This is a genomic window from Streptomyces longhuiensis (genome assembly GCF_020616555.1).
In the GTDB taxonomy this organism is placed as follows: Bacteria; Actinomycetota; Actinomycetes; order Streptomycetales; family Streptomycetaceae; genus Streptomyces; species Streptomyces longhuiensis.
Genome location: NZ_CP085173.1, coordinates 2257004 through 2281392, shown reverse-complemented (window position 1 = coordinate 2281392; position 24389 = coordinate 2257004). Strand labels below are relative to the sequence as shown.

The following is a 24389-nucleotide window of genomic DNA, read 5'->3' as shown; positions in this document are numbered from 1 at the left end:
CCCCCGGCCCTTGAGGCCAGGGGGAGTTCGTACTGGGTTGGTTACGCGAAGGAGACAGGCAGATGTCCGGCCACTCTAAATGGGCTACGACGAAGCACAAGAAGGCCGTGATCGACGCCAAGCGCGGCAAGCTCTTCGCGAAGATGATCAAGAACATCGAGGTCGCTGCCCGCACGGGCGGCGCCGACGTGTCCGGCAACCCGACGCTCTTCGACGCCATCCAGAAGGCCAAGAAGAGCTCGGTCCCTAACAAGAACATCGACTCCGCGGTCAAGCGCGGTGCCGGCCTCGAGGCCGGTGGCGCCGACTACGAGACGATCATGTACGAGGGCTACGGTCCCAACGGCGTCGCGGTGCTCATCGAGTGCCTCACCGACAACCGCAACCGTGCCGCGTCCGACGTGCGTGTCGCCATGACCCGCAACGGCGGCAACATGGCCGACCCCGGCTCCGTCTCGTACCTGTTCAACCGCAAGGGTGTCGTGATCGTCCCCAAGGGTGAGCTGTCCGAGGACGACGTCCTCGGTGCCGTGCTCGACGCGGGCGCCGAAGAGGTCAACGACCTCGGTGAGTCCTTCGAGGTGCTCAGCGAGGCCACCGACCTGGTCGCGGTGCGCACCGCGCTCCAGGAGGCCGGCATCGACTACGACTCGGCCGACGCCAACTTCGTCCCGACCATGCAGGTCGAGCTGGACGAGGAGGGCGCCCGCAAGATCTTCAAGCTCATCGACGCGCTCGAGGACAGCGACGACGTGCAGAACGTCTTCGCCAACTTCGACGTGAGCGACGAGGTCATGGAGAAGGTCGACGCCTGACACGCAGGCAGCGAACGGGCCGACGGGACACACGCCCCGTCGGCCCGTCGCATTGTCAGCGGTACCCGATAGCCTGCACGAACTGGCTATCGAAGGAGGGGCGGGGTGCGCGTACTCGGCGTGGACCCGGGGCTGACCCGGTGCGGTGTCGGCGTGGTCGAGGGAGTCGCGGGGCGGCCCCTGACGATGCGTGGTGTCGGCGTCGTACGGACCCCGGCCGACGCGGAGTTGGGCCACCGCCTCGTCGCCATCGAGCAGGGCATCGAGCAGTGGCTCGACGAGTACCGTCCCGAATTCGTCGCCGTGGAGCGGGTGTTCAGCCAGCACAACGTGCGGACGGTCATGGGGACGGCCCAGGCGAGCGCGGTCGCCATGCTCTGCGCCAGCCGCCGCGGCATCCCCGTGGCCCTCCACACGCCCAGCGAGGTCAAGGCCGCCGTGACGGGCAGCGGACGTGCCGACAAGGCACAGGTGGGCGCCATGGTGACACGCCTGCTGAGACTGGACGCACCCCCCAAGCCCGCCGACGCGGCCGACGCCCTGGCCCTCGCCATCTGTCACATCTGGCGCGCCCCCGCGCAGAACAGACTCCAGCAGGCCGTCGCCCTGCACGCATCGAAACCCGCCTCAGCACCGAAAGGCCGTATCGCATGATCGCCTTCGTCAGCGGCCCGGTGGCCGCCCTCGCCCCTGACACCGCGGTGGTCGAGGTCGGCGGTATCGGCATGGCCGTCCAGTGCAGCCCGAACACGCTCTCCGGGCTCCGCATCGGCCAGCAGACCAAGCTCGCCACCTCCCTCGTCGTACGCGAGGACTCGCTCACGCTCTACGGCTTCGCCGACGACGACGAGCGGCAGACCTTCGAGCTGCTCCAGACCGCCAGTGGCGTCGGACCGCGGCTCGCGCAGGCCATGCTCGCCGTGCACAGCCCCGACGCCCTGCGCCGTGCGGTGGCCTCCGGCGACGAGAAGTCGCTCACCGCCGTGCCCGGCATCGGCAAGAAGGGTGCCCAGAAGCTGCTCCTCGACCTCAAGGACCGGCTCGGCGCGCCCCTCGGCACCGGTACGGGCGTGGGCGCCCCCGTGACCTCCGGCTGGCGCGACCAGCTGCACGCCGCGCTCATCGGGCTCGGCTACGCCACCCGCGAGGCCGACGAGGCCATCGAGGCGGTCGCCCCGCAGGCCGAGGAGGAGGGCGGCACGCCGCAGGTCGGCAAGCTCCTCAAGGCCGCGCTCCAGACGCTGAACCGCACCCGCTGACCGGGGAGCGCCCGCTCCCCGCCCGAACCACCACCACCGCGAGGCACACCTCATGAACTGGGACGACACGACCGACGCGACGCCCGACGCCGAGCGGCTCGTGGGCTCTGTCGCCGACCGCGAGGACCAGGCGGTCGAGGCCGCCCTGCGCCCCAAGGACCTGGGCGAGTTCATCGGCCAGGAGAAGGTCCGCGAGCAGCTCGACCTGGTCCTCAGGGCGGCACGCGCGCGTGGTGCCACCGCCGACCACGTCCTGCTCTCCGGAGCGCCCGGCCTCGGCAAGACCACGCTCTCCATGATCATCGCGGCCGAGATGGGCGCCCCCATCCGGATCACCAGCGGCCCGGCCATCCAGCACGCCGGCGACCTGGCCGCGATCCTCTCCTCCCTCCAGGAGGGCGAGGTCCTCTTCCTCGACGAGATCCACCGCATGTCCCGCCCCGCCGAAGAGATGCTCTACATGGCGATGGAGGACTACCGGGTCGACGTCATCGTCGGCAAGGGCCCCGGCGCCACGGCCATCCCGCTCGAGCTGCCCCCGTTCACCCTCGTCGGCGCCACCACGCGCGCGGGGCTGCTGCCGCCGCCGCTGCGCGACCGCTTCGGCTTCACGGCGCACATGGAGTTCTACGAGCCTGCCGAGCTGGAGCGCGTCATCCACCGCTCCGCGAACCTCCTCGACGTGGAGATCGACGCCCACGGCGCCGCCGAGATCGCCGGCCGCTCCCGGGGCACCCCCCGTATCGCCAACCGACTGCTGCGCCGGGTCCGTGACTACGCGCAGGTCAAGGCCGACGGGCACATCACGCGTGACATCGCCGGGGTGGCCCTCGGCGTCTACGAGGTGGACGGCCGCGGCCTCGACCGGCTCGACCGCGCCGTCCTCGAAGCGCTGATCAAGCTCTTCGGCGGCGGCCCCGTCGGCCTCTCCACCCTGGCGGTCGCCGTGGGGGAGGAGCGCGAGACGGTCGAGGAGGTCGCCGAACCCTTCCTCGTACGCGAAGGCCTACTGGCCCGTACCCCGCGCGGGCGCGTCGCCACCCCGGCGGCATGGGCGCACCTCGGCCTCACGCCGCCCCAGCAGACAAGGGGCACAAGCGGACAACAGGACCTCTTCGGGGCGTGATCGCGCTGCGTAGTCGTGAGGTCAGGAACCCCGGGGCCATGTCGAGCGTTGTTCCTTGAGCGTGGACTCGCTTAGACTCCGCCGATGCCGCCCTTGTGGACGGCGTGCCCACCCCCATCCAACAGGCCGCTTACGTGCGCGGTCGTGCGAAGGAATTTCCGTCCCGTGAATATCGTGACCCTCCTCCCGTTCATCGTGCTCATCGGGGCCATGTTCCTGATGACCCGCTCCGCCAAGAAGAAGCAGCAGGCGGCAGGCCAGATGCGGGACCAGATGCAGCCCGGTTCCGGCGTCCGCACGATCGGGGGCATGTACGCCACCGTCAAGGAGGTCCACGACGAGATGGTCCTTCTGGAGGTGGCCCCCGGCGTCCACGCCGTCTACGCGAAGAACTCGATCGGCGCCGTCCTCGCCGACGACGAGTACAACCGCATCGTCCACGGCACCGAGAGTGATGACAACGATGACCACGACGCCCTCGGCGCCGATGGTGCGATCGTGCCGGACGACGCTTCCTCCCTCACCGAGACCGACGAGTCCGCCGACGACTCGCGCATCGACCTCGGCAAGAAGGACGAGGCTGCTGCCGCTGACGCAGCCCCCGAGGCCGACGGCGCCGAGCCGAAGAAGACCGACGGCGAGTCCGACGCGAAGTAGTCACGCCCCCAGGACCGCGCGCGCCCGCTCGCGCTCCGCGGTCCCGGACGTGTGATTTCCGCACGGATTCTCGACACCATTTCATGGCCGTCCGGGCACGTACCCCGCTGCTGGACGGATGGAGAGGGAGAACGAGAAGGTGGCAGCACCCAAGAAGGGCCGAAGTCACGGCGCCCAGAGCAGGCCGGGCCGCACCCTGGCCTTCATCCTGATCGCGATGGTGGCGCTGACCGGCGGGATGTTCCTGTCCGGCCACACCACGCCGCGCCTGGGCATCGACCTCGCCGGTGGTACGAGCATCACGCTCAAGGCGAAGAGTGAGCCGGGTCAGAAGAACGCGGTCAACCAGACCAACATGAACACGGCCGTGAGCATCATCGAGCGCCGCGTCAACGGTCTGGGGGTCACGGAGTCCGAGGTCCAGACCCAGGGCTCCGACAACATCATCGTCAACATCCCCAAGGGGACGAACGAGGCGCAGGCGCGCGAGCAGGTCGGCACGACCGCCCAGCTCTACTTCCGCCCCGTGATCACCGTGGCCGCCGGTGCGCCCACTCCCGAGCCCTCCGCCAGCCCTTCGGGCTCGGACAAGGGCAAGGCGACCGACAAGGCCACCGACAAGGCGGCGGACAAGGCCACGGACGGCGGCACGGGCAAGGCGTCCAGCACGCCGACCCCCACACCGACCGCCTCCGCGACCCCGCAGGGCCGTGCTGTCACCGACGCCCTGAAGGCCGACTCCTCCCCGACGCCGAGCGCCGGCTCCTCCGCGAGCGGCAAGCCCACCCCCTCGGCGAGCTCCACCCCGGACCCGGCCACCGCCGCGCTGCAGAAGAAGTTCACGGACCTCGACTGCACCGACAAGGCCGCCCGCAGCCAGGTCACCTCGGGCGTCAGGCCCGAGGACACCGCCGTGGCCTGTGGCAAGAACTCGTCCGGCCAGTGGGAGAAGTACATCCTCGGCCCCGCCGAGGTGAACGGTAAGGACGTCGACAAGGCGCAGGCCACGATCAACCAGCAGACCGGTGCCTGGGTCGTCAACATGGACTTCACGGGCAGCGGCTCGAAGAAGTTCGCGAAGATCACCAGCAAGCTCTCGCAGCAGCAGCCGCCGATGAACCAGTTCGCCATCGTCCTCGACGGCGACGTGGTCTCGGCCCCCAGCGTCAGCTCGACCCTGAGCGGCAGCGCGGAGATCTCCGGCAGCTTCGACCAGCAGTCCGCCCAGGACCTCGCCAACGTGCTGTCCTACGGTGCGCTCCCGCTCTCCTTCCAGGAGCAGAGCGTCACGACGGTCACCGCGGCCCTCGGTGGTGAGCAGCTGCACGCCGGTCTGATCGCCGGCGCCATCGGCCTCCTGCTGGTCGTGATCTACCTGGTGGTCTACTACCGCGGCCTGTCGCTGATCGCGCTCGCCTCGCTCATGGTGTCCGCGATCCTCACCTACGTGATCATGACGCTCCTCGGCCCGGCCATCGGCTTCGCGCTGAACCTGCCGGCGGTCTGCGGCGCGATCGTGGCGATCGGTATCACGGCCGACTCGTTCATCGTGTTCTTCGAACGCATCAGGGACGAGATCCGTGAGGGTCGCTCGCTGCGGCCCTCCGTCGAGCGCGCCTGGCCGCGGGCCCGGCGCACGATCCTGGTCTCCGACTTCGTGTCGTTCCTCGCCGCCGCGGTGCTGTTCGTCGTCACCGTCGGCAAGGTCCAGGGCTTCGCGTTCACGCTCGGCCTGACCACCGTGCTCGACGTGGTCGTCGTCTTCCTGTTCACCAAGCCGCTGATGACGCTCCTGGCCCGCAAGAAGTTCTTCGCGAGCGGACACCCGTGGTCCGGGCTCGACCCGAAGCGCCTCGGCGCCAAGCCGCCACTGCGTCGCACACGCCGTGCCCCCGGCTCTCCCGTAGGCCCTGTCGACACGAAGGAGGCGTGAGATGTCGAAGCTCGGCCATCTCGGCGCCCGGCTCATCCGCGGTGAAGTCGGCTACGACTTCATCGGCAAGCGCAAGATCTGGTACGGCATCTCGATCCTGATCACCATCACGGCCATCGTCGGCCTGGCGGTGCGTGGTCTGAACATGGGCATCGAGTTCGAGGGCGGCGCGGTCTTCACCACCCCGAAGACCAGCGTCTCCGCCGGCACGGCGGAGCGCTCCGCCGAAGCGGCCTCCGGGCACGACGCGATCGTCCAGGAGCTCGGCACCGGCGGTCTGCGTATCCAGATCTCCGGCGTGGACACCGCGAAGTCCGACCAGATCAAGACCGAACTCGCCAAGGACCTGAACGTCCCCGAGGCGAAGATCAACGCCGACCTCGTCGGACCCAGCTGGGGCGAGACGATCGCCAACAAGGCATGGACCGGCCTGATCGTGTTCATGATCCTCGTGGTGATCTATCTGGCCATCGCCTTCGAGTGGCGCATGGCCATCGCGGCTCTGGTCGCACTGATCCACGACATCACGATCACGGTCGGGATCTACGCCCTGGTCGGCTTCGAGGTCACCACGGGTACGGTGATCGGTCTGCTGACCATCCTCGGTTACTCGCTCTACGACACGGTGGTCGTCTTCGACTCCTTGAAGGAGGGCACGAAGGACATCACCAAGCAGACCCGTTACACGTACAGCGAGATCGCCAACCGCTCCATCAACGGCACGCTGGTGCGTTCGATCAACACCACGGTCGTCGCGCTGCTGCCGGTGGCGGGCCTGCTGTTCATCGGTGGCGGTTTCCTCGGCGCCGGCATGCTCAACGACATCTCGCTGTCGCTGTTCGTCGGTCTCGCGGCCGGTGCGTACTCGTCGATCTTCATCGCCACTCCGCTCGTCGCCGACCTCAAGGAACGCGACCCGCAGATCAAGGCCCTGAAGAAGCGCGTGCTCGCCAAGCGCGCGGCGGCGGCCGCCAAGGGCGAGTCCGCCGAGGCCCCGGAGCCGCAGGGCGAGGGCGACGACTTCGACGACGACCCGTCGGACGACGAGGCCGCCGCGGTAGTCGGCCCCCGCAACCAGCCCGCGTCGCGCAACCGCGGCCGCGGCCGGCCCTCGGGGAAGCGTCGATGACCGAGCTCGCAGAACTCTCGGCACTGCTCCACAGCCGCATCCGCGACGTGCCGGACTACCCGGAACCGGGCGTGATGTTCAAGGACATCACCCCGCTCCTGGCGGACCCGTCGGCGTTCACGGCACTCACCGACGCCCTCGCGGAGCTCTGCGTCGCGAACGGCGCCACCAAGGTCGTCGGCCTGGAGGCGCGCGGGTTCATCCTGGGCGCCCCCGTCGCCGTACGCGCCGGGCTCGGCTTCATCCCCGTACGCAAGGCCGGCAAGCTCCCCGGGGCGACGCTCAGCCAGTCGTACGACCTGGAGTACGGGTCGGCCGAGATCGAGGTGCACGCCGAGGACCTGGTCGCGGGTGACCGCGTCATGGTGATCGACGACGTCCTCGCCACCGGCGGCACGGCCGAGGCGTCGGTGCGGCTCATCCGGCGCGCGGGCGCCGAGGTCGCCGGCATCGCCGTCCTGATGGAGCTGGGTTTCCTGGGTGGCCGCGAACGGCTGCTTCCGGCTCTTGACGGCGCCCCGCTGGACGCACTGCTGATGGTCTGAACACCTGGTCACAGGCGTAAGGGCGGGCCCGGAGGAATCCGGTGCCCGCCTTTTGCGTTTGCCCTGTTGAAAGCCGTTCCTCCGGCCGAAGGCGAGCGGGCGGCCCAGTGTCGATACCATGGGCTCTCCGGGACCTGAACGGGGGACCCGTCGCGCACGAGGAGCGCCGTTGCCAGACGAGGCCAAGCCACTCTCCCCCAGCGCCGAGCGCGTGGGGGTTCCCACAGCCGCCAAGCCCGACCAGAAGGCCGACCAGGCCGCGGCTCCCGCAGGCGTGCCCGGGAAGACCGGCAAGACCGGGCCGAGTTCCACCGGCACCCCGGAAGGCAAGACGGCCGAGCAGCCGCGCCCCAAGCCGCCCGCAGGCAAGAGCCCGGCCCCCGCTCCCGCCGCCCCGGCTCCGGCCGTACCGCCCACGCCGCCCGTGGTGCGCCCCGCGGCAGGCCAGCCCGCACGCTCCGGCTCCTCGAACCGCGTCCGCGCCCGCCTCGCCCGTCTCGGCGTGCAGCGCTCGAACCCGTACAACCCCGTTCTCGAGCCGCTGCTGCGGATAGTGCGCAGCAACGACCCGAAGATCGAGACGTCCACGCTCCGCCAGGTCGAGCGCGCCTACCAGGTCGCCGAGCGCTGGCACCGCGGCCAGAAGCGCAAGAGCGGCGACCCGTACATCACGCACCCGCTGGCCGTGACGACGATCCTCGCCGAGCTCGGCATGGACCCCGCGACGCTCATGGCGGGCCTGCTGCACGACACCGTCGAGGACACCGAGTACGGCCTGGACACCCTGCGCCGCGACTTCGGTGACCAGGTCGCCCTCCTCGTCGACGGCGTCACCAAGCTCGACAAGGTCAAGTTCGGCGAGGCCGCGCAGGCCGAGACCGTGCGCAAGATGGTCGTCGCGATGGCCAAGGACCCGCGCGTCCTGGTCATCAAGCTCGCCGACCGCCTGCACAACATGCGCACGATGCGCTACCTCAAGCGCGAGAAGCAGGAGAAGAAGGCCCGCGAGACGCTGGAGATCTACGCTCCGCTGGCGCACCGCCTGGGCATGAACACCATCAAGTGGGAGCTGGAGGACCTCGCCTTCGCGATCCTCTACCCCAAGATGTACGACGAGATCGTGCGTCTGGTGGCCGAGCGCGCGCCCAAGCGCGACGAGTACCTCGCCATAGTGACCGACGAGGTGCAGAGCGACCTGCGCGCCGCCCGCATCAAGGCGACCGTCACCGGCCGCCCGAAGCACTACTACAGCGTCTACCAGAAGATGATCGTCCGCGGCCGTGACTTCGCGGAGATCTACGACCTGGTGGGCATCCGTGTCCTGGTCGACACGGTGAGGGACTGCTACGCCGCCCTCGGCACGGTGCACGCGCGATGGAACCCGGTCCCCGGCCGGTTCAAGGACTACATCGCGATGCCCAAGTTCAACATGTACCAGTCGCTGCACACGACGGTGATCGGCCCCAACGGCAAGCCCGTCGAGCTGCAGATCCGTACGTTCGACATGCACCGGCGCGCCGAGTACGGCATCGCCGCGCACTGGAAGTACAAGCAGGAGGCCGTCGCCGGCGCCTCCAAGGTGCGCAGTGACCAGCCGAAGGCCACCGGCAAGGACGACCACCTCAACGACATGGCGTGGCTGCGCCAGTTGCTCGACTGGCAGAAGGAGACGGAGGACCCGGGCGAGTTCCTGGAGTCCCTGCGCTTCGACCTCTCGCGCAACGAGGTCTTCGTCTTCACGCCGAAGGGCGACGTCATAGCGCTCCCGGCCGGAGCGACCCCCGTCGACTTCTCCTACGCGGTCCACACCGAGGTCGGCCACCGCACCATAGGAGCGCGGGTCAACGGTCGGCTCGTACCGCTCGAATCGACCCTGGACAACGGCGACCTGGTGGAGGTCTTCACCTCCAAGGCGGCCGGCGCCGGGCCTTCGCGGGACTGGCTGGGCTTCGTCAAGTCGCCCCGCGCGCGCAACAAGATCCGCGCGTGGTTCTCCAAGGAGCGCCGCGACGAGGCGATCGAGCAGGGCAAGGACGCCATCGCGCGCGCCATGCGCAAGCAGAACCTGCCGATCCAGCGCATCCTGACGGGCGACTCCCTCGTCACGCTCGCGCACGAGATGCGGTACCCCGACATCTCGTCCCTGTACGCGGCGATCGGCGAAGGCCACGTCACCGCCCAGAGCGTCGTCCAGAAGCTCGTGCAGGCCCTCGGCGGCGAGGAGGCCGCCAACGAGGACATCGCCGAGAGCGCACCGCCGTCGCGCGGCCGCAAGCGCCGTGCGAACGCCGACCCCGGCGTGGTCGTCAAGGGCGTCGAGGACGTGTGGGTCAAGCTGGCCCGCTGCTGTACGCCCGTCCCCGGTGACCCCATCATCGGCTTCGTCACGCGCGGCAGCGGCGTATCGGTGCACCGCAGCGACTGTGTGAACGTCGAGTCGCTGTCCCGCGAGCCCGAGCGGATCCTCGAGGTCGAGTGGGCGCCCACGCAGTCCTCGGTCTTCCTCGTCGCCATACAGGTGGAGGCCCTCGACCGCTCGCGCCTGCTCTCGGACGTCACCAGGGTTCTGTCCGACCAGCACGTCAACATCCTGTCCGCGGCCGTGCAGACGTCCCGCGACCGGGTGGCCACCTCCCGCTTCACCTTCGAGATGGGCGACCCCAAGCACCTGGGTCACGTCCTGAAGGCGGTCAGGGGAGTGGAGGGCGTCTACGACGTCTACCGCGTGACGTCGGCGCGCAGGCCGTAGCCGACCGACATGAGAAGGGGCCCCCGGCGCTCAGCGCCGGGGGCCCCTTCTCATGTGATGCCTGCTCAGCCGCCGAACTCGTGCAGGCCCTTGAGCGCCTGGTCGAGCAGCGCCTGACGGCCGTCGAGCTCACGCTCGAGCTTGTCGGCCCTCGCGTTGTTGCCCTGTGCGCGGGCCGTGTCGATCTGGCCCCGCAGCTTGTCGACCGCGGCCTGGAGCTGACCGGTGAGCCCCTCGGCACGCGCGCGTGCCTCCGGGTTCGTACGGCGCCACTCGGTCTCCTCGGACTCCTGAAGGGCCCGCTCCACGGCGTGCATCCGGCCCTCGACCTTCGGACGCGCGTCGCGCGGCACGTGGCCGATGGCCTCCCAGCGCTCGTTGATCGAGCGGAAGGCGGCGCGGGCCGTCTTCAGGTCCCCGATCGGCAGGAGCTTCTCCGCCTCGTCGGCGAGCTCCTCCTTGAGCTTGAGGTTCTCGCCCTGCTCGGCGTCCCGCTCGGCGAAGACCGAGCTGCGGGCCGCGAAGAACACGTCCTGGGCGCCGCGGAAGCGGTTCCACAGGTCGTCCTCGTGCTCGCGCTGGGCGCGGCCCGCGGCCTTCCAGTCCGTCATCAGCTCGCGGTACCGGGCGGCCGTGGTTCCCCAGTCGGTCGAGCCCGACAGCGACTCGGCCTCGGCGACCAGCTTCTCCTTGGCCTGGCGGGCGTCCTCGCGCTGTGCGTCCAGCGAGGCGAAGTGCGCCTTGCGGCGCTTCGAGAACGCCGAGCGCGCGTGCGAGAAGCGGTGCCAGAGCTCGTCGTCCGACTTGCGGTCCAGACGCGGCAGACCCTTCCAGGTGTCCACCAGCGCCCGCAGCCGCTCGCCGGCCGCGCGCCACTGCTCGCTCTGGGCGAGCTCCTCGGCCTCGGTGACCAGGGCCTCCTTGGCGTGCCGCGCCTCGTCGGACTGCTTCGCCTTCTGGACCTTGCGCTCCTCGCGGCGCGCGTCGACGGTCTCGACGAGCTTGTCCAGGCGCTTGCCCAGAGCCTCCAGATCGCCGACGGCGTGCGCGTCGGTCACCTGCTCGCGCAGGTGCTCGATGGCGGTCGTGGCGTCCTTCGCCGACAGGTCGGTCGTCTGCACCCGGCGCTCGAGGAGCCCGATCTCGACGACCAGGCCGTCGTACTTGCGCTTGAAGTAGGCGAGGGCCTCATCAGGAGAACCTGCCTGCCACGAACCGACTTCACGCTCGCTGCCGTCGGCCGAACGCACGTACACGGTCCCCGTCTCGTCGACGCGGCCCCACGGGTCGCTGCTCACAGCGCCTCCTCCACATGATGCCTGCGGGGCGCCTTGGGGCCCCGGGCATCGTCCACAGTTTCGTCACGGCCAACATAGGCGACCGGCGGGGCGGCTGTCCGCATCCCGCGCGACCGAAATTTCACCGCCGGCGGTCAGGATTTCGTCACGGTCGCCTTGTCGATCACGACGGTGGCGTTCGGGGCGCCGTCACCCTGCCCGGTGCTCTCACCAGCGGCGGCGATCTTCTTGAGCACCTTCATGCCGGAATCGGAAATGGTCCCGAACGGTGTGTAGCTCGGCGGCAACTGACTGTCCTGGTACACGAGGAAGAACTGGCTGCCGCCGGTGTGCTTCTGGCCCGTGTTCGCCATCGCGATGGTGCCCGCCGGGTACACGTTCCCCTTCAGGCTTTTGTCCTTCAGGTTCTCGTCCGGGATCGTGTAGCCCGGGCCGCCCGCGCCGGTGCCCTTCGGGTCGCCGCACTGCAGGACGTAGATGCCGTTGGTGGTGAGCCGGTGGCACTTGGTGTGGTCGAAGAAGCCCTTGCCGGCGAGGAAGTCGAAGGAGTTGACCGTGTGCGGGGCCTCCTTCGTCTTGAGGTCGATGCCGATGTCGCCGCACGTCGTCGCGAGGTTCATCGTGTAGTCCGCCGCCTTGTCGACGGTGAGCGCCGGCTCCTTCTTCCAGCTGAGCGACTTCACCTTGCCCGCGGCGGGCTTCTTGCACGGGTCGGCGGCCTTGGAGGGGCTCGCGCTCGGCTTGGAGGCCGCGGAGTCCTTCTTGTCCTTGCCGTCGAAGGCCCCGGCGGCGAACGCGCCGGCGCCCGCCACCACGACCACGGCCAACGCCGACGCGATCACCGTGTTGCGTGTGCGCGCCTTGCGCCGCGCGGACTCCCGCCGCTGCTGCTGCCGCAAGAACTTCTCCCGGGCGAGCTGCCGCCGCCGCTGATCGTTGCTGACCACCGGGTCTACTCCTCGTACGTCGCGAGACCTGATTCCGAACCGCTGCGAAGTGATCCCAACGGGACGAACCCGGTCTGAACTGGACCTGTTACGACCGCCTGCTGTGTGCCCCGTACCGTATATGGGTTAGCTGTGGAATCGGCAGCGCCGGTAGGCTCTGATCTGCCGCATTCTTCTGCGGACACACTTCCGCCGGACGACATACGAAGGACGATCGTGCTGATTGCCGGGTTCCCCGCCGGGGCCTGGGGCACCAACTGTTACCTGGTTGCCCCCGCCGCGGGTGAGGAGTGCGTGATCATCGACCCCGGCCACCAGGCCGCCCAGGGAGTCGAGGACGCGCTCAAGAAGCATCGGCTCAAGCCGGTCGCGGTCATCCTCACGCATGGCCACATCGACCACGTCGCCTCCGTCGTCCCCGTGTGCGGGGCCCATGACGTCCCGGCGTGGATCCACCCCTCCGACCGCTACATGATGAGCGACCCGGAGAAGGGGATCGGCCGCTCCATCGGTATGCCGCTGATGGGCGAGCTGACCGTGGGGGAGCCCGACGACGTGCGGGAGCTGAGCGACGGCACCGAACTGAAGCTGGCGGGCCTCGACCTGACCGTGGCGCACGCGCCGGGTCATACCAAGGGGTCGGTGGCCTTCACGATGCCCGAGAGCGCGGACATCCCGTCCGTGTTCTTCTCCGGGGATCTGCTCTTCGCCGGCTCCATCGGACGTACCGATCTGCCCGGTGGCTCCATGGACGACATGCTCGAGTCGCTGGCACGCGTGTGCCTGCCGCTCGACGACTCGACCGTGGTGCTCTCCGGGCACGGCTCCCAGACGACCATCGGCCAGGAGCGCGCCACCAACCCGTATCTGCGGCAGGTGGCCGCCGGCCAGGGAACCTCCTTCGAGGCTCCCCGACGAGGAATGTGACGAGAGACTTCCGTGAGCACCTTTCAGGCCCCCAAGGGCACGTACGACCTGCTTCCCCCCGACTCCGCGAAGTACCTCGCGGTGCGCGACGCCATCTCCACCCCGCTGAGGAACTCCGGCTACGGCTACGTCGAGACGCCCGGCTTCGAGAACGTCGAGCTGTTCGCGCGCGGTGTCGGTGAGTCCACCGACATCGTCACCAAGGAGATGTACGCCTTCGAGACGAAGGGCGGCGACAAGCTCGCCCTGCGTCCCGAGGGCACCGCGTCCGTGCTGCGTGCCGCCCTGGAGGCCAACCTCCACAAGGCCGGAAACCTCCCGGTGAAGCTCTGGTACTCCGGCTCGTACTACCGCTACGAGCGCCCCCAGAAGGGCCGTTACAGGCACTTCTCGCAGGTCGGCGCCGAGGCGATCGGCGCAGAGGACCCGGCGCTCGACGCCGAGCTGATCATCCTGGCCGACCAGGCGTACCGCTCGCTCGGGCTGCGCGACTTCCGCATCCTGCTGAACTCGCTCGGCGACAAGGAGTGCCGGCCGGTCTACCGCGCCGCCCTCCAGGACTTCCTGCGCGGCCTCGACCTCGACGAGGACACGCTGCGCCGCGCCGAGATCAACCCGCTGCGCGTCCTCGACGACAAGCGCCCCGAGGTCCAGAAGCAGCTCGTCGGCGCCCCCTCGCTGCGCGACTACCTGTGCGACGGCTGCAAGGCGTACCACGAGCAGGTCCGTGAACTCCTGACCGCCGAAGGCGTCGCCTACGAGGACGACGAGAAGCTGGTCCGCGGCCTCGACTACTACACGCGCACCACCTTCGAGTTCGTCCACGACGGTCTCGGCTCGCAGTCCGCGGTGGGCGGCGGCGGCCGCTACGACGGCCTCTCCGAGATGATCGGCGGCCCCTCGCTGCCGTCCGTCGGCTGGGCGCTCGGCGTCGACCGTACGGTCCTGGCGCTCGAGGCGGAGGGCGTGGAGCTCGAACTCCCCTCCACCACCAGCGTGTTCGCGGTCCCGCTCGGCGACGAGGCGCGCCGCGTCCTCTTCTCCAAGGTGACGGAGCTGCGCCGGGCCGGCGTCTCCGCCGACTTCTCGTACGGCGGCAAGGGCCTCAAGGGCGCGATGAAGAACGCGAACCGCAGCGGCGCCCGCTTCACGATCGTGGCCGGCGAACGCGACCTCGCCGACGGCGTCGTCCAGCTCAAGGACATGGAGTCGGGAGAGCAGGACGCGGTGGCGGTCGACGAGATCGTGGCCGTCCTGAAGGCCAAGCTGGCGTAGCCGGGCCTCTGGAGTCGGCGAAGGAGCGGGGCACGCGCGCGTGCCCCGCTCCTTTTTCGTTCGCGCCGTGCACGTCGTCACGTCAGGGAGCGTCCCGTCGGAGCGAACACCTCGGGACCGTCGGCCGTACATGCTTATGGCCATCGAACGGTGGACACACAGGAGCGTGCGGCAGAATGAGGCTGCCAGCAGGCCACCACCCCAAGCGACGGAACGGCGTGATGAGCAAGACGACCACGGCAAGCGACAGTGCCTCCTCCACCGGCGACGACGGAGCGGGCGCTGCCCGCAGCGCCGGGGGTTCCCTGGGTTTCGCGCTGCTTCTGGTGATCACCGGTGCGGCGGGGCTGCTCGCGGCGTGGGTCATCACGATCGACAAGTTCAAGCTGCTCGAGGACCCGAACTTCACGCCGGGCTGCAGCCTCAACCCGGTGGTGTCCTGCGGGAACATCATGAAGAGCGAGCAGGCGTCGGTGTTCGGGTTCCCGAACCCGATGCTGGGTCTCGCGGCCTACGCCGTCGTGATCTGCGTGGGGATGAGTCTGCTGGGGCGGGCGCGGTTCCCGCGCTGGTACTGGCTGACGTTCAACGCGGGCACGCTGTTCGGGGTCGGGTTCTGCACGTGGCTGCAGTTCCAGTCGCTGTACCGGATCAACTCGCTGTGCCTGTGGTGCTCTCTGGCGTGGGTCGCCACGATCGTCATGTTCTGGTACGTGACGTCGTTCAATGTGCGCAACGGGTTCCTGCCCGCGCCGTCCTGGCTGCGGTCGTTCTTCGGTGAGTTCACGTGGGTCCTGCCCGTGCTGCACGTCGGGATCATCGGGATGCTGATCCTGACGCGCTGGTGGGACTTCTGGACCAGCTGAGCCGCGGTCCGGACCGTGGCCGGGGCCCCTGCCGCACGGGGCCGGGCGGGATTGTCAGTGGGGTGACATAGGGTTTTCGACGTGGAGCCCGACCTGTTCACCGCCGCAGCCGAAGACCGCCAGGAAAAGGACCCGTCCAGCAGCCCCCTGGCCGTCCGGATGCGCCCGCGCACCCTCGACGAAGTCGTCGGCCAGCAGCACCTGCTGAAGCCGGGCTCACCCCTGCGCCGCCTCGTGGGGGAGGGCGGCGGAGGCCCCGCCGGACCTTCGTCGGTGATCCTCTGGGGCCCGCCCGGCATCGGCAAGACGACCCTCGCGTACGTCGTCTCCAAGGCCACGAACAAGCGCTTCGTGGAGCTCTCCGCGATCACCGCGGGCGTCAAGGAAGTGCGGGCCGTCATCGACGGCGCCCGCCGGGCACTCGGAGGCCACGGCAAGGAGACCGTCCTCTTCCTCGACGAGATCCACCGCTTCAGCAAGGCCCAGCAGGACTCCCTGCTGCCGGCCGTCGAGAACCGCTGGGTCACGCTCATCGCGGCGACCACCGAGAACCCGTACTTCTCGATCATCTCCCCGCTCCTGTCCCGCTCCCTGCTCCTCACCCTCGAATCCCTCACGGACGACGACCTGCGCTCGCTGCTCCGGCGGGCCCTCGCCGAGGAGCGCGGTCTCGGCGGCGCGGTCACGCTCCCCGAGGAGGCGGAGGGCCACCTGCTGCGCATCGCGGGCGGCGACGCGCGCCGGGCCCTCACGGCGCTGGAGGCGGGCGCGGGCTCGGCCCTCGCCAAGCAGGAGAAGGAGATCACTCTCCAGACCCTGGAGGAGTCGGTCGACCGCGCCGCGGTCAAGTACGACCGGGACGGCGACCAGCACTACGACGTCGCGAGCGCCCTGATCAAGTCCATCCGCGGCTCGGACGTGGACGCGGCCCTGCACTATCTGGCCCGCATGATCGAGGCCGGCGAAGACCCCCGCTTCATCGCCCGCCGCCTGATGATCTCCGCGAGCGAGGACATCGGTCTCGCCGACCCGACGGCGCTGCCCACGGCCGTCGCGGCGGCCCAGGCCGTCGCGATGATCGGCTTCCCGGAGGCGGCGCTCACCCTCAGCCACGCCACGATCGCCCTCGCCCTCGCCCCGAAGTCGAACTCCGCGACGACGGCGATCGGCGCCGCCCTGGAAGACGTCCGCAAGGGCCTCGCGGGCCCCGTCCCGCCCCACCTGCGCGACGGTCACTACAAGGGCGCGGCCAAGCTCGGCCACGCACAGGGATACGTGTATCCGCACGATGTCCCCGGAGGTATCGCCGCCCAGCAGTACGCGCCGGACGCGGTCAAGGGCAAGCGCTACTACCAGCCCACCCGGTACGGAGCGGAGGCCCGGTACGCCGACGTGGCCGAGCGCGTCCGCGAGCGCCTCACCGGCGAGCAGCCGGGCGCGACGGACAGCTGACGCCCCCGCGCGACCCCGGTCCGCAGCACTCCTCGCCACCCTGTAAACTTCCCGAAGCGCTGCGTCTCGCGTTCGGCTCCGGCCGGCACCACCAGAGCGGGACATGCAGCCGGAACCCCGACGCCGCAAGGCATGGGGATCCAGGAGCGTCGCGCACCGTCGATAGGTGTCGCGGGCAGCCCACCACCATCCCGGACCCCCGGGAAACGGTCGGTGGGCCACTCGCGTGCTGCACGTATGTGCCCAGACCAGGGAGCGGCTGCCTGCCCCGTCCGCAAGGACAAGGCGGGTTTCCCCGGCTGCGGATGCGACCTCCCTTAACCCTGGTGAAGCCGTATCCACACAGAACAATGAGGTGTTTGGTTCATGACGAACCAGTCCCGCCCCAAGGTCAAGAAGTCGCGTGCCCTCGGTATCGCGCTGACCCCGAAGGCCGTCAAGTACTTCGAGGCCCGCCCCTACCCGCCGGGCGAGCACGGCCGCGGCCGCAAGCAGAACTCGGACTACAAGGTCCGTCTGCTCGAGAAGCAGCGTCTGCGTGCGCAGTACGACGTGTCCGAGCGCCAGCTCGTCCGCGCCTACGAGCGTGCCGCCAAGACGCAGCTCAAGACCGGTGAGGCCCTGGTCATCGAGCTGGAGCGTCGTCTCGACGCCCTGGTTCTGCGTTCGGGCATCGCCCGCACGATCTACCAGGCCCGCCAGATGGTCGTTCACGGCCACATCGAGGTCAACGGTGGCAAGGTCGACAAGCCGTCGTACCGTGTCCGTCCCGACGACGTCGTGATGGTCCGCGAGCGCAGCCGCGAGAAGCCGCTGTTCCAGGTCGCGCGTGAGGGTGGCTTCGCCCCCGACGGCGAGATCCCGCGTTACCTCCAGGTCAACCTGAAGGCCCTGGCCTTCCGTCTGGACCGTGACCCGAACCGCAAGGAAATCCCCGTGATCTGCGACGAGCAGCTCGTCGTCGAGTACTACGCCCGCTGATCATCCGGCGGACGTAGCACTTCCTGCGTTTCAGCCCGTCGTCTCCCCGCCCTGTACGGTCGGGGAGGCGGCGGGTTCGCGCGTTTCCGGGGCCGGATGAGCGGTACGCGGCCCCGGCACCACGGCCGGCCGCGACGCGGTGTCCCGGCCGAGCGCCCGCTGAACAGCCTCCCCGGGCTCCAGGCGCGCCCCGGCCGCCACGAACGACTCGAACCGCGCGTCGCCGAGGATGGCCCGGGCGTCCGACGCACACCGCTCGTGCGGCGCGTTGTAGTGCGCCGAGCCGAAGAGCGGCAGCCCCACGGACGGCCAGATCCGGCCCGCCGCGCCCTGGAGCAGCGCCGCCTCACCCGCGTCCCCCTCCGTCACGGTGACGAGCGCCAGCAGTTCGATCGTCAGGACGGTGCCCAGCAGGTCGTGGAACGTGTCCCCGATGACGAGGCACTCGCGCAGCAGCTGTCGCGCCCGCACCAGATCGCCCTTGGTCCACTCCGCGTACGCCAGGACATACAGCGCGTACGCCAGCGTCCACCGCTCGCCGTGGTCCTCGCAGACCAGCCGCACGTCCTCGCACAGCTCGACCGCCGCGGCCAGATCCCCCTGGAACGCCACGGCCATCGCCAGCTCGACCTGGCCCATCAGCACGCTGCTGTTCAGCTCACCGATCTCCCGGTACCCGGTGAGCGCCGTCCGCAGCAGTTCCTCGGCGCGCGCCATGTCGTCCGTGACCAGGGCCAGACAGCCCCTGCGATGCACCGCGTACGCGACCGCCGTGGCGTCGCCGACGCGTTCCGCCTCGTCGCGGCACTCCTGGAGCGCGGCGAGCGCGGGCACCGTGTCGCCCTGGAGGATCGCCACATAACCGAGCACCCACAGAGCCTTCAGACGGGACCGGGCGTAGTCGCCGTCCTCACTCTCCCCGTCGAGCTCCACGCTGCGCTCCAGCCAGTGCCGCCCCTCCGACAGATGGCCGCAGCCCGCCCAGTAGAACCACAGCGTGCCCGCGAGGTACTGCCCCAGATGCGTCTCGCCCGGCTCCGTCAGACAGAACTCCAGCGCGGCCCGCAGATTCGGCAGCTCCGTCCCGATCTGCGCCGCCACCTGTGCCTGCCGCGGCGAGAACCAGTCCAGCTCGCACCACGTGGCGAGACCCATGTACCAGTCGCGGTGCCTGCGCCGCATGCGCGCGGTGTCGCCCGACACCTCCAGCCAGTCCGCGCCGTACGCCCTGACCGTGTCGAGCATCCGGTAGCGCACCACGGAGTCCGCCTCCTCGCGGATCACCACGGACTGGGCGATCAGCTCCGAGAGCACATCGAGGACCGCGTCGGCGTGCAGCCCGTCCCCGCTGCAGATGTACTCGGCCGCGTCCAGGTCGAACTGCCCGGAGAACACCGACAGCCGCGCCCACAGCAGGCGCTCCTGCGCTGTGCACAGCTCATGGCTCCAGCCGATCGCCGTCCGCAGCGTCTGATGCCGCGGCAGCGCTCCGCACGTGCCGCCCGTCAGCAGCCTGAACCGGTCGTCGAGCCGGCCGAGCAGGTCCGCCGTCGACAGTGCCCGCAGCCGCCCCGCCGCCAGTTCCACCGCGAGCGGCAGACAGTCGAGCCGCTCGCACACCTCGACGACATCCGTCCGGTTCCCGTCGTCCACGGTGAAGCCGGGCAGCAGTGCGGCGGCCCGGTCGGCGAAGAGGTCGGCCGCGTCCGCGGTGTCGAGCGGCGCCAGCGGGAAGATCCGTTCCCCTTCCACGGAGAGAGGCCTGCGCCCCACCGCGAGGATCCGCAGATCCGGCGCCGCGCCGAGCAGTTCGGTCACGAGCGAGGCGCACGCGTCGACGAGATGCTCGAACCCGTCGATGACGAGCAGGAGTTGGCGCTGCCCGAGGTGGTCGAGAAGGACCTCGCGCTGCGGGCGGCTCGTGTGGTCGGTCAGTTCGAGGGCCGCGACGAGCGCGTACTCGACCAGGTTCGGCTCGCGCACCGCGGCGAGGTCCACCCGCCGGACGGCGTCGCAGCCCAGGTGCCCCGCGGCCGGGGCGGCCGCTCTCGCGGCGAAGCGGGACTTGCCGACTCCGCCGGCTCCCGTCACGGTGACCAGGCGAGCCGCCTCAAGAGCCCGCGTGAGTTCCACGAGTTCGGCGGCCCGACCGACGAAGCGGTTGAGCTCGAGGGGAAGGTTGCCGGGCGGGGTGGAACCCTCGGGCCTGTCGGCAGGGCGCAGTTCGCGTCGCATGAGGTACGGAGCGTACTCAGCCGTAAGCACTCCGTACAATCGGTACGCGCAACTCCGCCCGCGGCGAGCGGTAATCCGGTACGGAGCGCGGAGCCCGGCGCGATAGGCTCGGGGGACGACTTTTCGATGTTCAGGAAGCGGTGCTAAGTGTCCGGTGGAGAGGTGGCCGGGATCCTGGTGGCCGTCTTCTGGGCGATCCTGGTCTCCTTCCTCGCGGTGGCTCTGGCGAGGCTGGCCCAGACGCTCAGGGCGACCACCAAGCTCGTGGCGGATGTGACCGAGCAGGCGGTCCCGCTGCTTGCCGACGCCTCCGCGGCCGTGCGTTCCGCACAGACGCAGATCGACCGGGTCGACGCCATCGCGTCGGACGTCCAGGAAGTCACGTCGAACGCGTCGGCGCTGTCCTCCACCGTCGCCTCCACCTTCGGTGGCCCGCTCGTCAAGGTGGCCGCCTTCGGCTACGGCGTGCGCCGGGCGATCGGTCGCAAGTCCACGGGTGCCTCCGCAGCCGACGCGCCCGCCAAGCCGTCCCGCCGTACCGTGATCGTGGGCCGCACCGTCCCGTCGGCGCGGCGCAGCAAGCAAGCGGCGCGGGACAACCCGAATAAGAGGGACTGACGCAGCGATGTTCCGCCGTACGTTCTGGTTCACCGCGGGCGCTGCCGCCGGCGTATGGGCCACCACCAAGGTCAACCGTAAGCTGAAGAAGCTGACGCCGGAGAGCCTCGCCGCGCAGGCCGCCAACAAGGCGATCGAGGCGGGTCACCGTCTCAAGGACTTCGCCCTCGACGTCCGTGACGGCATGGCCGAGCGCGAGGCCGAACTCGACGACGCACTGGGCCTCAACGCCCCGGTGGACGCCGAACTCCCCGCGCAGCGCCGCTTCGCGGTCATCGAGAACCACGTGAAGAACAACCACGTGAAGAACAACCCCAAGTACCTCGACAACACGACGTACTCGTACAACCGGAATGAGGACCACTGATGGAGTCGGCTGAAATCCGCCGCCGCTGGCTGAGCTTCTTCGAGGAGCGTGGCCACAAGGTCGTGCCCTCGGCGTCGCTCATCGCGGACGACCCGACTCTGCTGCTCGTCCCCGCGGGCATGGTCCCGTTCAAGCCGTACTTCCTCGGCGAGGTCAAGCCGCCCGCCCCGCGCGCCACATCGGTGCAGAAGTGCGTGCGCACGCCGGACATCGAAGAGGTCGGCAAGACCACGCGCCACGGCACGTTCTTCCAGATGTGCGGCAACTTCTCCTTCGGCGACTACTTCAAGGAAGGCGCCATCAAGTACGCCTGGGAGCTGCTCACCAGCTCCGTGGCGGACGGTGGTTACGGCCTCGACCCGGAGAAGCTCTGGATCACCGTCTACCTCGACGACGACGAGGCCGAGCGCATCTGGCACGAGGTCGTCGGCGTGCCCAAGGAGCGCATCCAGCGCCTGGGGAAGAAGGACAACTTCTGGTCCATGGGCGTCCCCGGCCCCTGTGGCCCGTGTTCCGAGATCAACTACGACCGCGGCCCCGAGTTCGGCGTCGAGGGCGGCCCGGCCGTCAACGACGAGCGGTACGTGGAGATCTGGAACCTGGTCTTCATGCAGTACGAGCGCGGCGTCGGCATCGGCAAGGAGGACTTCGAGATCCTCGGCGACCTGCCGTCGCAGAACATCGACACGGGTCTCGGCCTCGAGCGTCTCGCCATGATCCTGCAGGGCGTACAGAACATGTACGAGACGGACACCCTGCGCGTCGTCATGGACAAGGCCACCGAACTCACCGGCGTCCAGTACGGCGACAAGCACGACACCGACGTCTCGATGCGTGTGGTCGCCGACCACATGCGCACCTCCGTGATGCTCATCGGTGACGGCGTCACCCCCGGCAACGAGGGCCGTGGCTACGTCCTGCGCCGCATCATGCGCCGCGCCATCCGCAACATGCGTCTCATGGGCGCCACCGGACCGGTCGTCAAGGACCTTGTCGACGTCGTGATCGACACGATGGGCCAGCAGTACCCGGAGCTCATCACCGACCGCAAGCGCATCGAGACCGTCGCCCTCGCCGAAGAGGCCGCCTTCCTCAAGGCCCTCAAGGGCGGCACCAACATCCTCGACACCGCCGTCACCGAGACCAAGGCCGCGGGCGGCACGGTCCTCGCCGGCGACAAGGCGTTCCTGCTCCACGACACCTGGGGCTTCCCGATCGACCTCACCCTGGAGATGGCCGCCGAGCAGGGCCTGTCCGTGGACGAGGACGGCTTCCGGCGCCTGATGAAGGAGCAGCGGGAGCGCGCCAAGGCCGACGCCCAGGCCAAGAAGACCGGCCACGCCAACGTCGGCGCCTACCGTGAGATCGCGGACGCCGCCGGTGCCACGGACTTCATCGGCTACACGTCGACCGAGGGCGAGTCCACGATCGTCGGCCTGCTGGTCAATGGCGTCTCCTCTCCGGCCGCCTCCGAGGGCGACGAGGTCGAGGTCGTCCTCGACCGCACCCCCTTCTACGCCGAGGGCGGCGGCCAGATCGGCGACACCGGCCGCATCAAGCTGGACAACGGCGCGGTGATCGAGATCCGTGACTGCCAGAAGCCGGTCCCCGGCGTCTACGTCCACAAGGGCGTCGTCCAGGTCGGCGAGGTCACCGTCGGCGCCCCGGCCCAGGCCGTCATCGACGTGGCCCGCCGCCGCTCCATCGCCCGCGCCCACTCCGCCACGCACCTCACGCACCAGGCGCTGCGCGACGCCCTCGGCCCGACGGCCGCCCAGGCCGGTTCGGAGAACCAGCCCGGCCGTTTCCGCTTCGACTTCGGTTCGCCGTCCGCCGTGCCCACGGCCGTGATGACGGACGTCGAGCAGAAGATCAACGAGGTCCTCTCGCGCGAACTCGACGTGCAGGCCGAGGTCATGTCGATCGACGACGCCAAGAAGCAGGGCGCCATCGCCGAGTTCGGCGAGAAGTACGGCGAGCGCGTCCGCGTCGTCACGATCGGTGACTTCTCCAAGGAGCTCTGCGGCGGCACGCACGTGCACAACACCGCCCAGCTCGGTCTGGTGAAGCTGCTCGGCGAGTCCTCCATCGGCTCGGGCGTGCGCCGTATCGAGGCCCTGGTCGGCGTCGACGCGTACAACTTCCTCGCCCGCGAGCACACGGTCGTCGCCCAGCTCCAGGAGCTGGTCAAGGGCCGCTCCGAGGAACTGCCGGAGAAGGTCTCGGCGATGCTCGGCAAGCTGAAGGATGCCGAGAAGGAGATCGAGAAGTTCCGCGCGGAGAAGGTCCTCCAGGCCGCCGCCGGTCTCGCCGCGGGCGCCACCGACGTGCGCGGGGTCGCCCTGGTCACCGGCCAGGTCCCGGACGGCACCGGCGCCGACGACCTGCGCAAGCTGGTTCTCGACGTACGCGGCCGCATCCAGGGCGGACGCCCCGCCGTGGTGGCCCTGTTCACGACGGTCAACGGCAAGCCGCTGACGGTCATCGCCACGAACGAGGCCGCTCGTGAGCGCGGTCTGAAGGCCGGTGACCTGGTCCGCACGGCCGCCAAGACCCTCGGCGGCGGCGGTGGCGGCAAGCCGGACGTCGCCCAGGGCGGCGGCCAGAACCCGGCCGCCATCGGTGACGCCGTGGCCTCCGTCGAGCGACTCGTCGGGGAAACCGCCTGATGAGACGCGGCCGACGGCTCGCGATCGACGTCGGGGACGCCCGGATCGGGGTCGCCTCGTGCGACCCCGACGGGATCCTCGCCACCCCGGTGGAGACCGTGCCGGGACGCGATGTCCCGGCCGCCCACCGGCGGTTGCGGCAACTCGTGGAGGAGTACGAGCCGATCGAGGTCGTCGTCGGACTCCCTCGCTCCCTCAAGGGGGGCGAGGGGCCGGCCGCGGTCAAGGTCCGCGCGTTCGCCCAGGAGCTGGCCGGCGGGATCGCCCCCGTCGGCGTGCGGCTCGTGGACGAGAGGATGACCACAGTGACGGCCAGTCAAGGGCTGCGCGCCTCGGGCGTGAAGTCCAAAAAGGGCCGGTCTGTCATCGACCAGGCGGCCGCCGTCATCATCCTCCAGCAGGCGCTGGAGTCCGAACGGGCGTCAGGTAAAGCTCCGGGCGAGGGCGTCGAAGTGGGCATCTGATCGCGATACGGTAACGTTCCGCGCGACCGGCGGCGTTCGAACAGCTGCCGCACAGCATCAAGAGGCGGAACGGTTGC

General features: G+C 69.7%; 21 protein-coding genes. 18 read left to right on the top strand and 3 right to left on the bottom strand.

The genetic code is table 11. The features are described from left to right. The first annotated feature begins 62 nt into the window (after positions 1–62). From LGI35_RS10735 to LGI35_RS10695, 9 genes are all read left to right on the top strand, one after another. A complete protein-coding gene (locus tag LGI35_RS10735; RefSeq protein WP_116503363.1) occupies positions 63–815 on the top strand; it encodes a YebC/PmpR family DNA-binding transcriptional regulator in 753 nt (250 codons plus the stop codon). Positions 816–920: 105 nt separating this feature from the next. Next, entirely contained in the window at positions 921–1469 is a 549-nt protein-coding gene (gene ruvC / locus LGI35_RS10730) for a crossover junction endodeoxyribonuclease RuvC (protein WP_227293659.1), read from the top strand. Next, complete coding sequence (gene ruvA, locus LGI35_RS10725; RefSeq protein ID WP_227293658.1) at positions 1466–2074, top strand: Holliday junction branch migration protein RuvA; 609 nt, start codon at positions 1466–1468, stop codon at positions 2072–2074. Before ruvC ends, ruvA begins: the two co-directional genes overlap by 4 nt. Positions 2075–2126: 52 nt before the next feature. Then, a complete protein-coding gene (gene ruvB, locus LGI35_RS10720) occupies positions 2127–3200 on the top strand; it encodes a Holliday junction branch migration DNA helicase RuvB (RefSeq protein ID WP_227293657.1) in 1074 nt (357 codons plus the stop codon). 165 nt (positions 3201–3365) lie between these two features. Next, positions 3366–3857, top strand: a complete 492-nt coding sequence (gene yajC, locus LGI35_RS10715; protein ID WP_227293656.1) for a preprotein translocase subunit YajC — start codon at positions 3366–3368, stop codon at positions 3855–3857. A gap of 139 nt (positions 3858–3996) precedes the next feature. Then, complete coding sequence (gene secD / locus LGI35_RS10710) at positions 3997–5790, top strand: protein translocase subunit SecD (protein WP_227293655.1); 1794 nt, start codon at positions 3997–3999, stop codon at positions 5788–5790. A 1-nt stretch (position 5791) separates the two neighbouring features. Then, on the top strand, positions 5792–6919 hold the full coding sequence (gene secF, locus LGI35_RS10705; protein ID WP_227293654.1) for a protein translocase subunit SecF: 1128 nt from the start codon (positions 5792–5794) through the stop codon (positions 6917–6919). Further along, positions 6916–7464 carry an adenine phosphoribosyltransferase gene (locus LGI35_RS10700; RefSeq protein WP_227293653.1) on the top strand — a complete coding sequence of 183 codons (549 nt, stop codon included), beginning with the start codon at positions 6916–6918 and terminating at the stop codon, positions 7462–7464. The genes secF and LGI35_RS10700 overlap by 4 nt, the downstream gene beginning before the upstream one ends. 169 nt (positions 7465–7633) lie before the next feature. Continuing rightward, the gene (locus LGI35_RS10695; protein ID WP_227293652.1) at positions 7634–10213 is read left to right on the top strand and encodes a RelA/SpoT family protein; all 2580 of its coding nucleotides are present in this window, start codon (positions 7634–7636) and stop codon (positions 10211–10213) included. A gap of 65 nt (positions 10214–10278) precedes the next feature. On the opposite strand, the gene LGI35_RS10690 is transcribed toward LGI35_RS10695, so the two are convergent. Together LGI35_RS10690 and LGI35_RS10685 are read right to left on the bottom strand one after the other, a co-directional pair. Beyond that, a complete protein-coding gene (locus LGI35_RS10690) occupies positions 10279–11511 on the bottom strand; it encodes a DUF349 domain-containing protein (RefSeq protein WP_227293651.1) in 1233 nt (410 codons plus the stop codon). 134 nt (positions 11512–11645) lie between these two features. Then, positions 11646–12458, bottom strand: coding sequence for a peptidylprolyl isomerase (locus LGI35_RS10685; RefSeq protein WP_227293650.1), 813 nt, complete (start codon positions 12456–12458; stop codon positions 11646–11648). A gap of 216 nt (positions 12459–12674) precedes the next feature. On the opposite strand from LGI35_RS10685, the gene LGI35_RS10680 reads away from it, so the two are divergent. The 5 genes from LGI35_RS10680 to rpsD all read left to right on the top strand — a co-directional run bounded on the left by LGI35_RS10680 (position 12675) and on the right by rpsD (position 17959). Continuing rightward, positions 12675–13385, top strand: a complete 711-nt coding sequence (locus LGI35_RS10680; protein WP_227293649.1) for an MBL fold metallo-hydrolase — start codon at positions 12675–12677, stop codon at positions 13383–13385. 12 nt (positions 13386–13397) lie between these two features. Further along, entirely contained in the window at positions 13398–14660 is a 1263-nt protein-coding gene (hisS, locus tag LGI35_RS10675) for a histidine--tRNA ligase (protein WP_227293648.1), read from the top strand. A gap of 221 nt (positions 14661–14881) precedes the next feature. After that, the gene (locus tag LGI35_RS10670) at positions 14882–15526 is read left to right on the top strand and encodes a vitamin K epoxide reductase family protein (RefSeq protein ID WP_227293647.1); all 645 of its coding nucleotides are present in this window, start codon (positions 14882–14884) and stop codon (positions 15524–15526) included. A gap of 81 nt (positions 15527–15607) precedes the next feature. Continuing rightward, on the top strand, positions 15608–16978 hold the full coding sequence (locus tag LGI35_RS10665; RefSeq protein WP_227293646.1) for a replication-associated recombination protein A: 1371 nt from the start codon (positions 15608–15610) through the stop codon (positions 16976–16978). Between the two features lie 366 nt (positions 16979–17344). Then, positions 17345–17959 (top strand): 30S ribosomal protein S4, encoded by a 615-nt coding sequence (rpsD, locus tag LGI35_RS10660; RefSeq protein WP_100597404.1) that lies wholly within the window; start codon positions 17345–17347, stop codon positions 17957–17959. 30 nt (positions 17960–17989) lie between these two features. On the opposite strand, the gene LGI35_RS10655 is transcribed toward rpsD, so the two are convergent. Further along, complete coding sequence (locus LGI35_RS10655; protein ID WP_227293645.1) at positions 17990–20194, bottom strand: ATP-binding protein; 2205 nt, start codon at positions 20192–20194, stop codon at positions 17990–17992. Positions 20195–20341: 147 nt separating this feature from the next. Between LGI35_RS10655 and LGI35_RS10650 the strand changes: the two genes are divergently transcribed. From LGI35_RS10650 to ruvX, 4 genes are read left to right on the top strand one after another with little or no spacing between them, the layout of a single operon-like run. After that, positions 20342–20812: a DUF948 domain-containing protein gene (locus LGI35_RS10650; protein ID WP_227293644.1), complete on the top strand. Its 471-nt coding sequence runs from the start codon at positions 20342–20344 to the stop codon at positions 20810–20812. A 7-nt stretch (positions 20813–20819) separates the two neighbouring features. Then, entirely contained in the window at positions 20820–21179 is a 360-nt protein-coding gene (locus tag LGI35_RS10645) for a DUF6167 family protein (protein WP_227293643.1), read from the top strand. Then, on the top strand, positions 21179–23848 hold the full coding sequence (gene alaS, locus LGI35_RS10640; RefSeq protein WP_227293642.1) for an alanine--tRNA ligase: 2670 nt from the start codon (positions 21179–21181) through the stop codon (positions 23846–23848). Before LGI35_RS10645 ends, alaS begins: the two co-directional genes overlap by 1 nt. Next, positions 23848–24312 carry a Holliday junction resolvase RuvX gene (ruvX, locus tag LGI35_RS10635; protein WP_116503402.1) on the top strand — a complete coding sequence of 155 codons (465 nt, stop codon included), beginning with the start codon at positions 23848–23850 and terminating at the stop codon, positions 24310–24312. The genes alaS and ruvX overlap by 1 nt, the downstream gene beginning before the upstream one ends. The last annotated feature ends 77 nt before the right edge of the window (positions 24313–24389 follow it).

Bases quoted from the DNA above. Each gene is read 5' to 3' on its own strand.
- LGI35_RS10735 (WP_116503363.1), top strand. From the start codon at position 63: ATGTCCGGCCACTCTAAATGGGCTACGACGAAGCACAAGAAGGCCGTG.
- ruvA (WP_227293658.1), top strand. From the start codon at position 1,466: ATGATCGCCTTCGTCAGCGGCCCGGTGGCCGCCCTCGCCCCTGACACC.
- ruvB (WP_227293657.1), top strand. From the start codon at position 2,127: ATGAACTGGGACGACACGACCGACGCGACGCCCGACGCCGAGCGGCTC.
- secF (WP_227293654.1), top strand. From the start codon at position 5,792: ATGTCGAAGCTCGGCCATCTCGGCGCCCGGCTCATCCGCGGTGAAGTC.
- LGI35_RS10700 (WP_227293653.1), top strand. From the start codon at position 6,916: ATGACCGAGCTCGCAGAACTCTCGGCACTGCTCCACAGCCGCATCCGC.
- LGI35_RS10670 (WP_227293647.1), top strand. From the start codon at position 14,882: ATGAGCAAGACGACCACGGCAAGCGACAGTGCCTCCTCCACCGGCGAC.
- rpsD (WP_100597404.1), top strand. From the start codon at position 17,345: ATGACGAACCAGTCCCGCCCCAAGGTCAAGAAGTCGCGTGCCCTCGGT.
- LGI35_RS10655 (WP_227293645.1), bottom strand. From the start codon at position 20,194: ATGCGACGCGAACTGCGCCCTGCCGACAGGCCCGAGGGTTCCACCCCG.
- LGI35_RS10645 (WP_227293643.1), top strand. From the start codon at position 20,820: ATGTTCCGCCGTACGTTCTGGTTCACCGCGGGCGCTGCCGCCGGCGTA.
- alaS (WP_227293642.1), top strand. From the start codon at position 21,179: ATGGAGTCGGCTGAAATCCGCCGCCGCTGGCTGAGCTTCTTCGAGGAG.
- ruvX (WP_116503402.1), top strand. From the start codon at position 23,848: ATGAGACGCGGCCGACGGCTCGCGATCGACGTCGGGGACGCCCGGATC.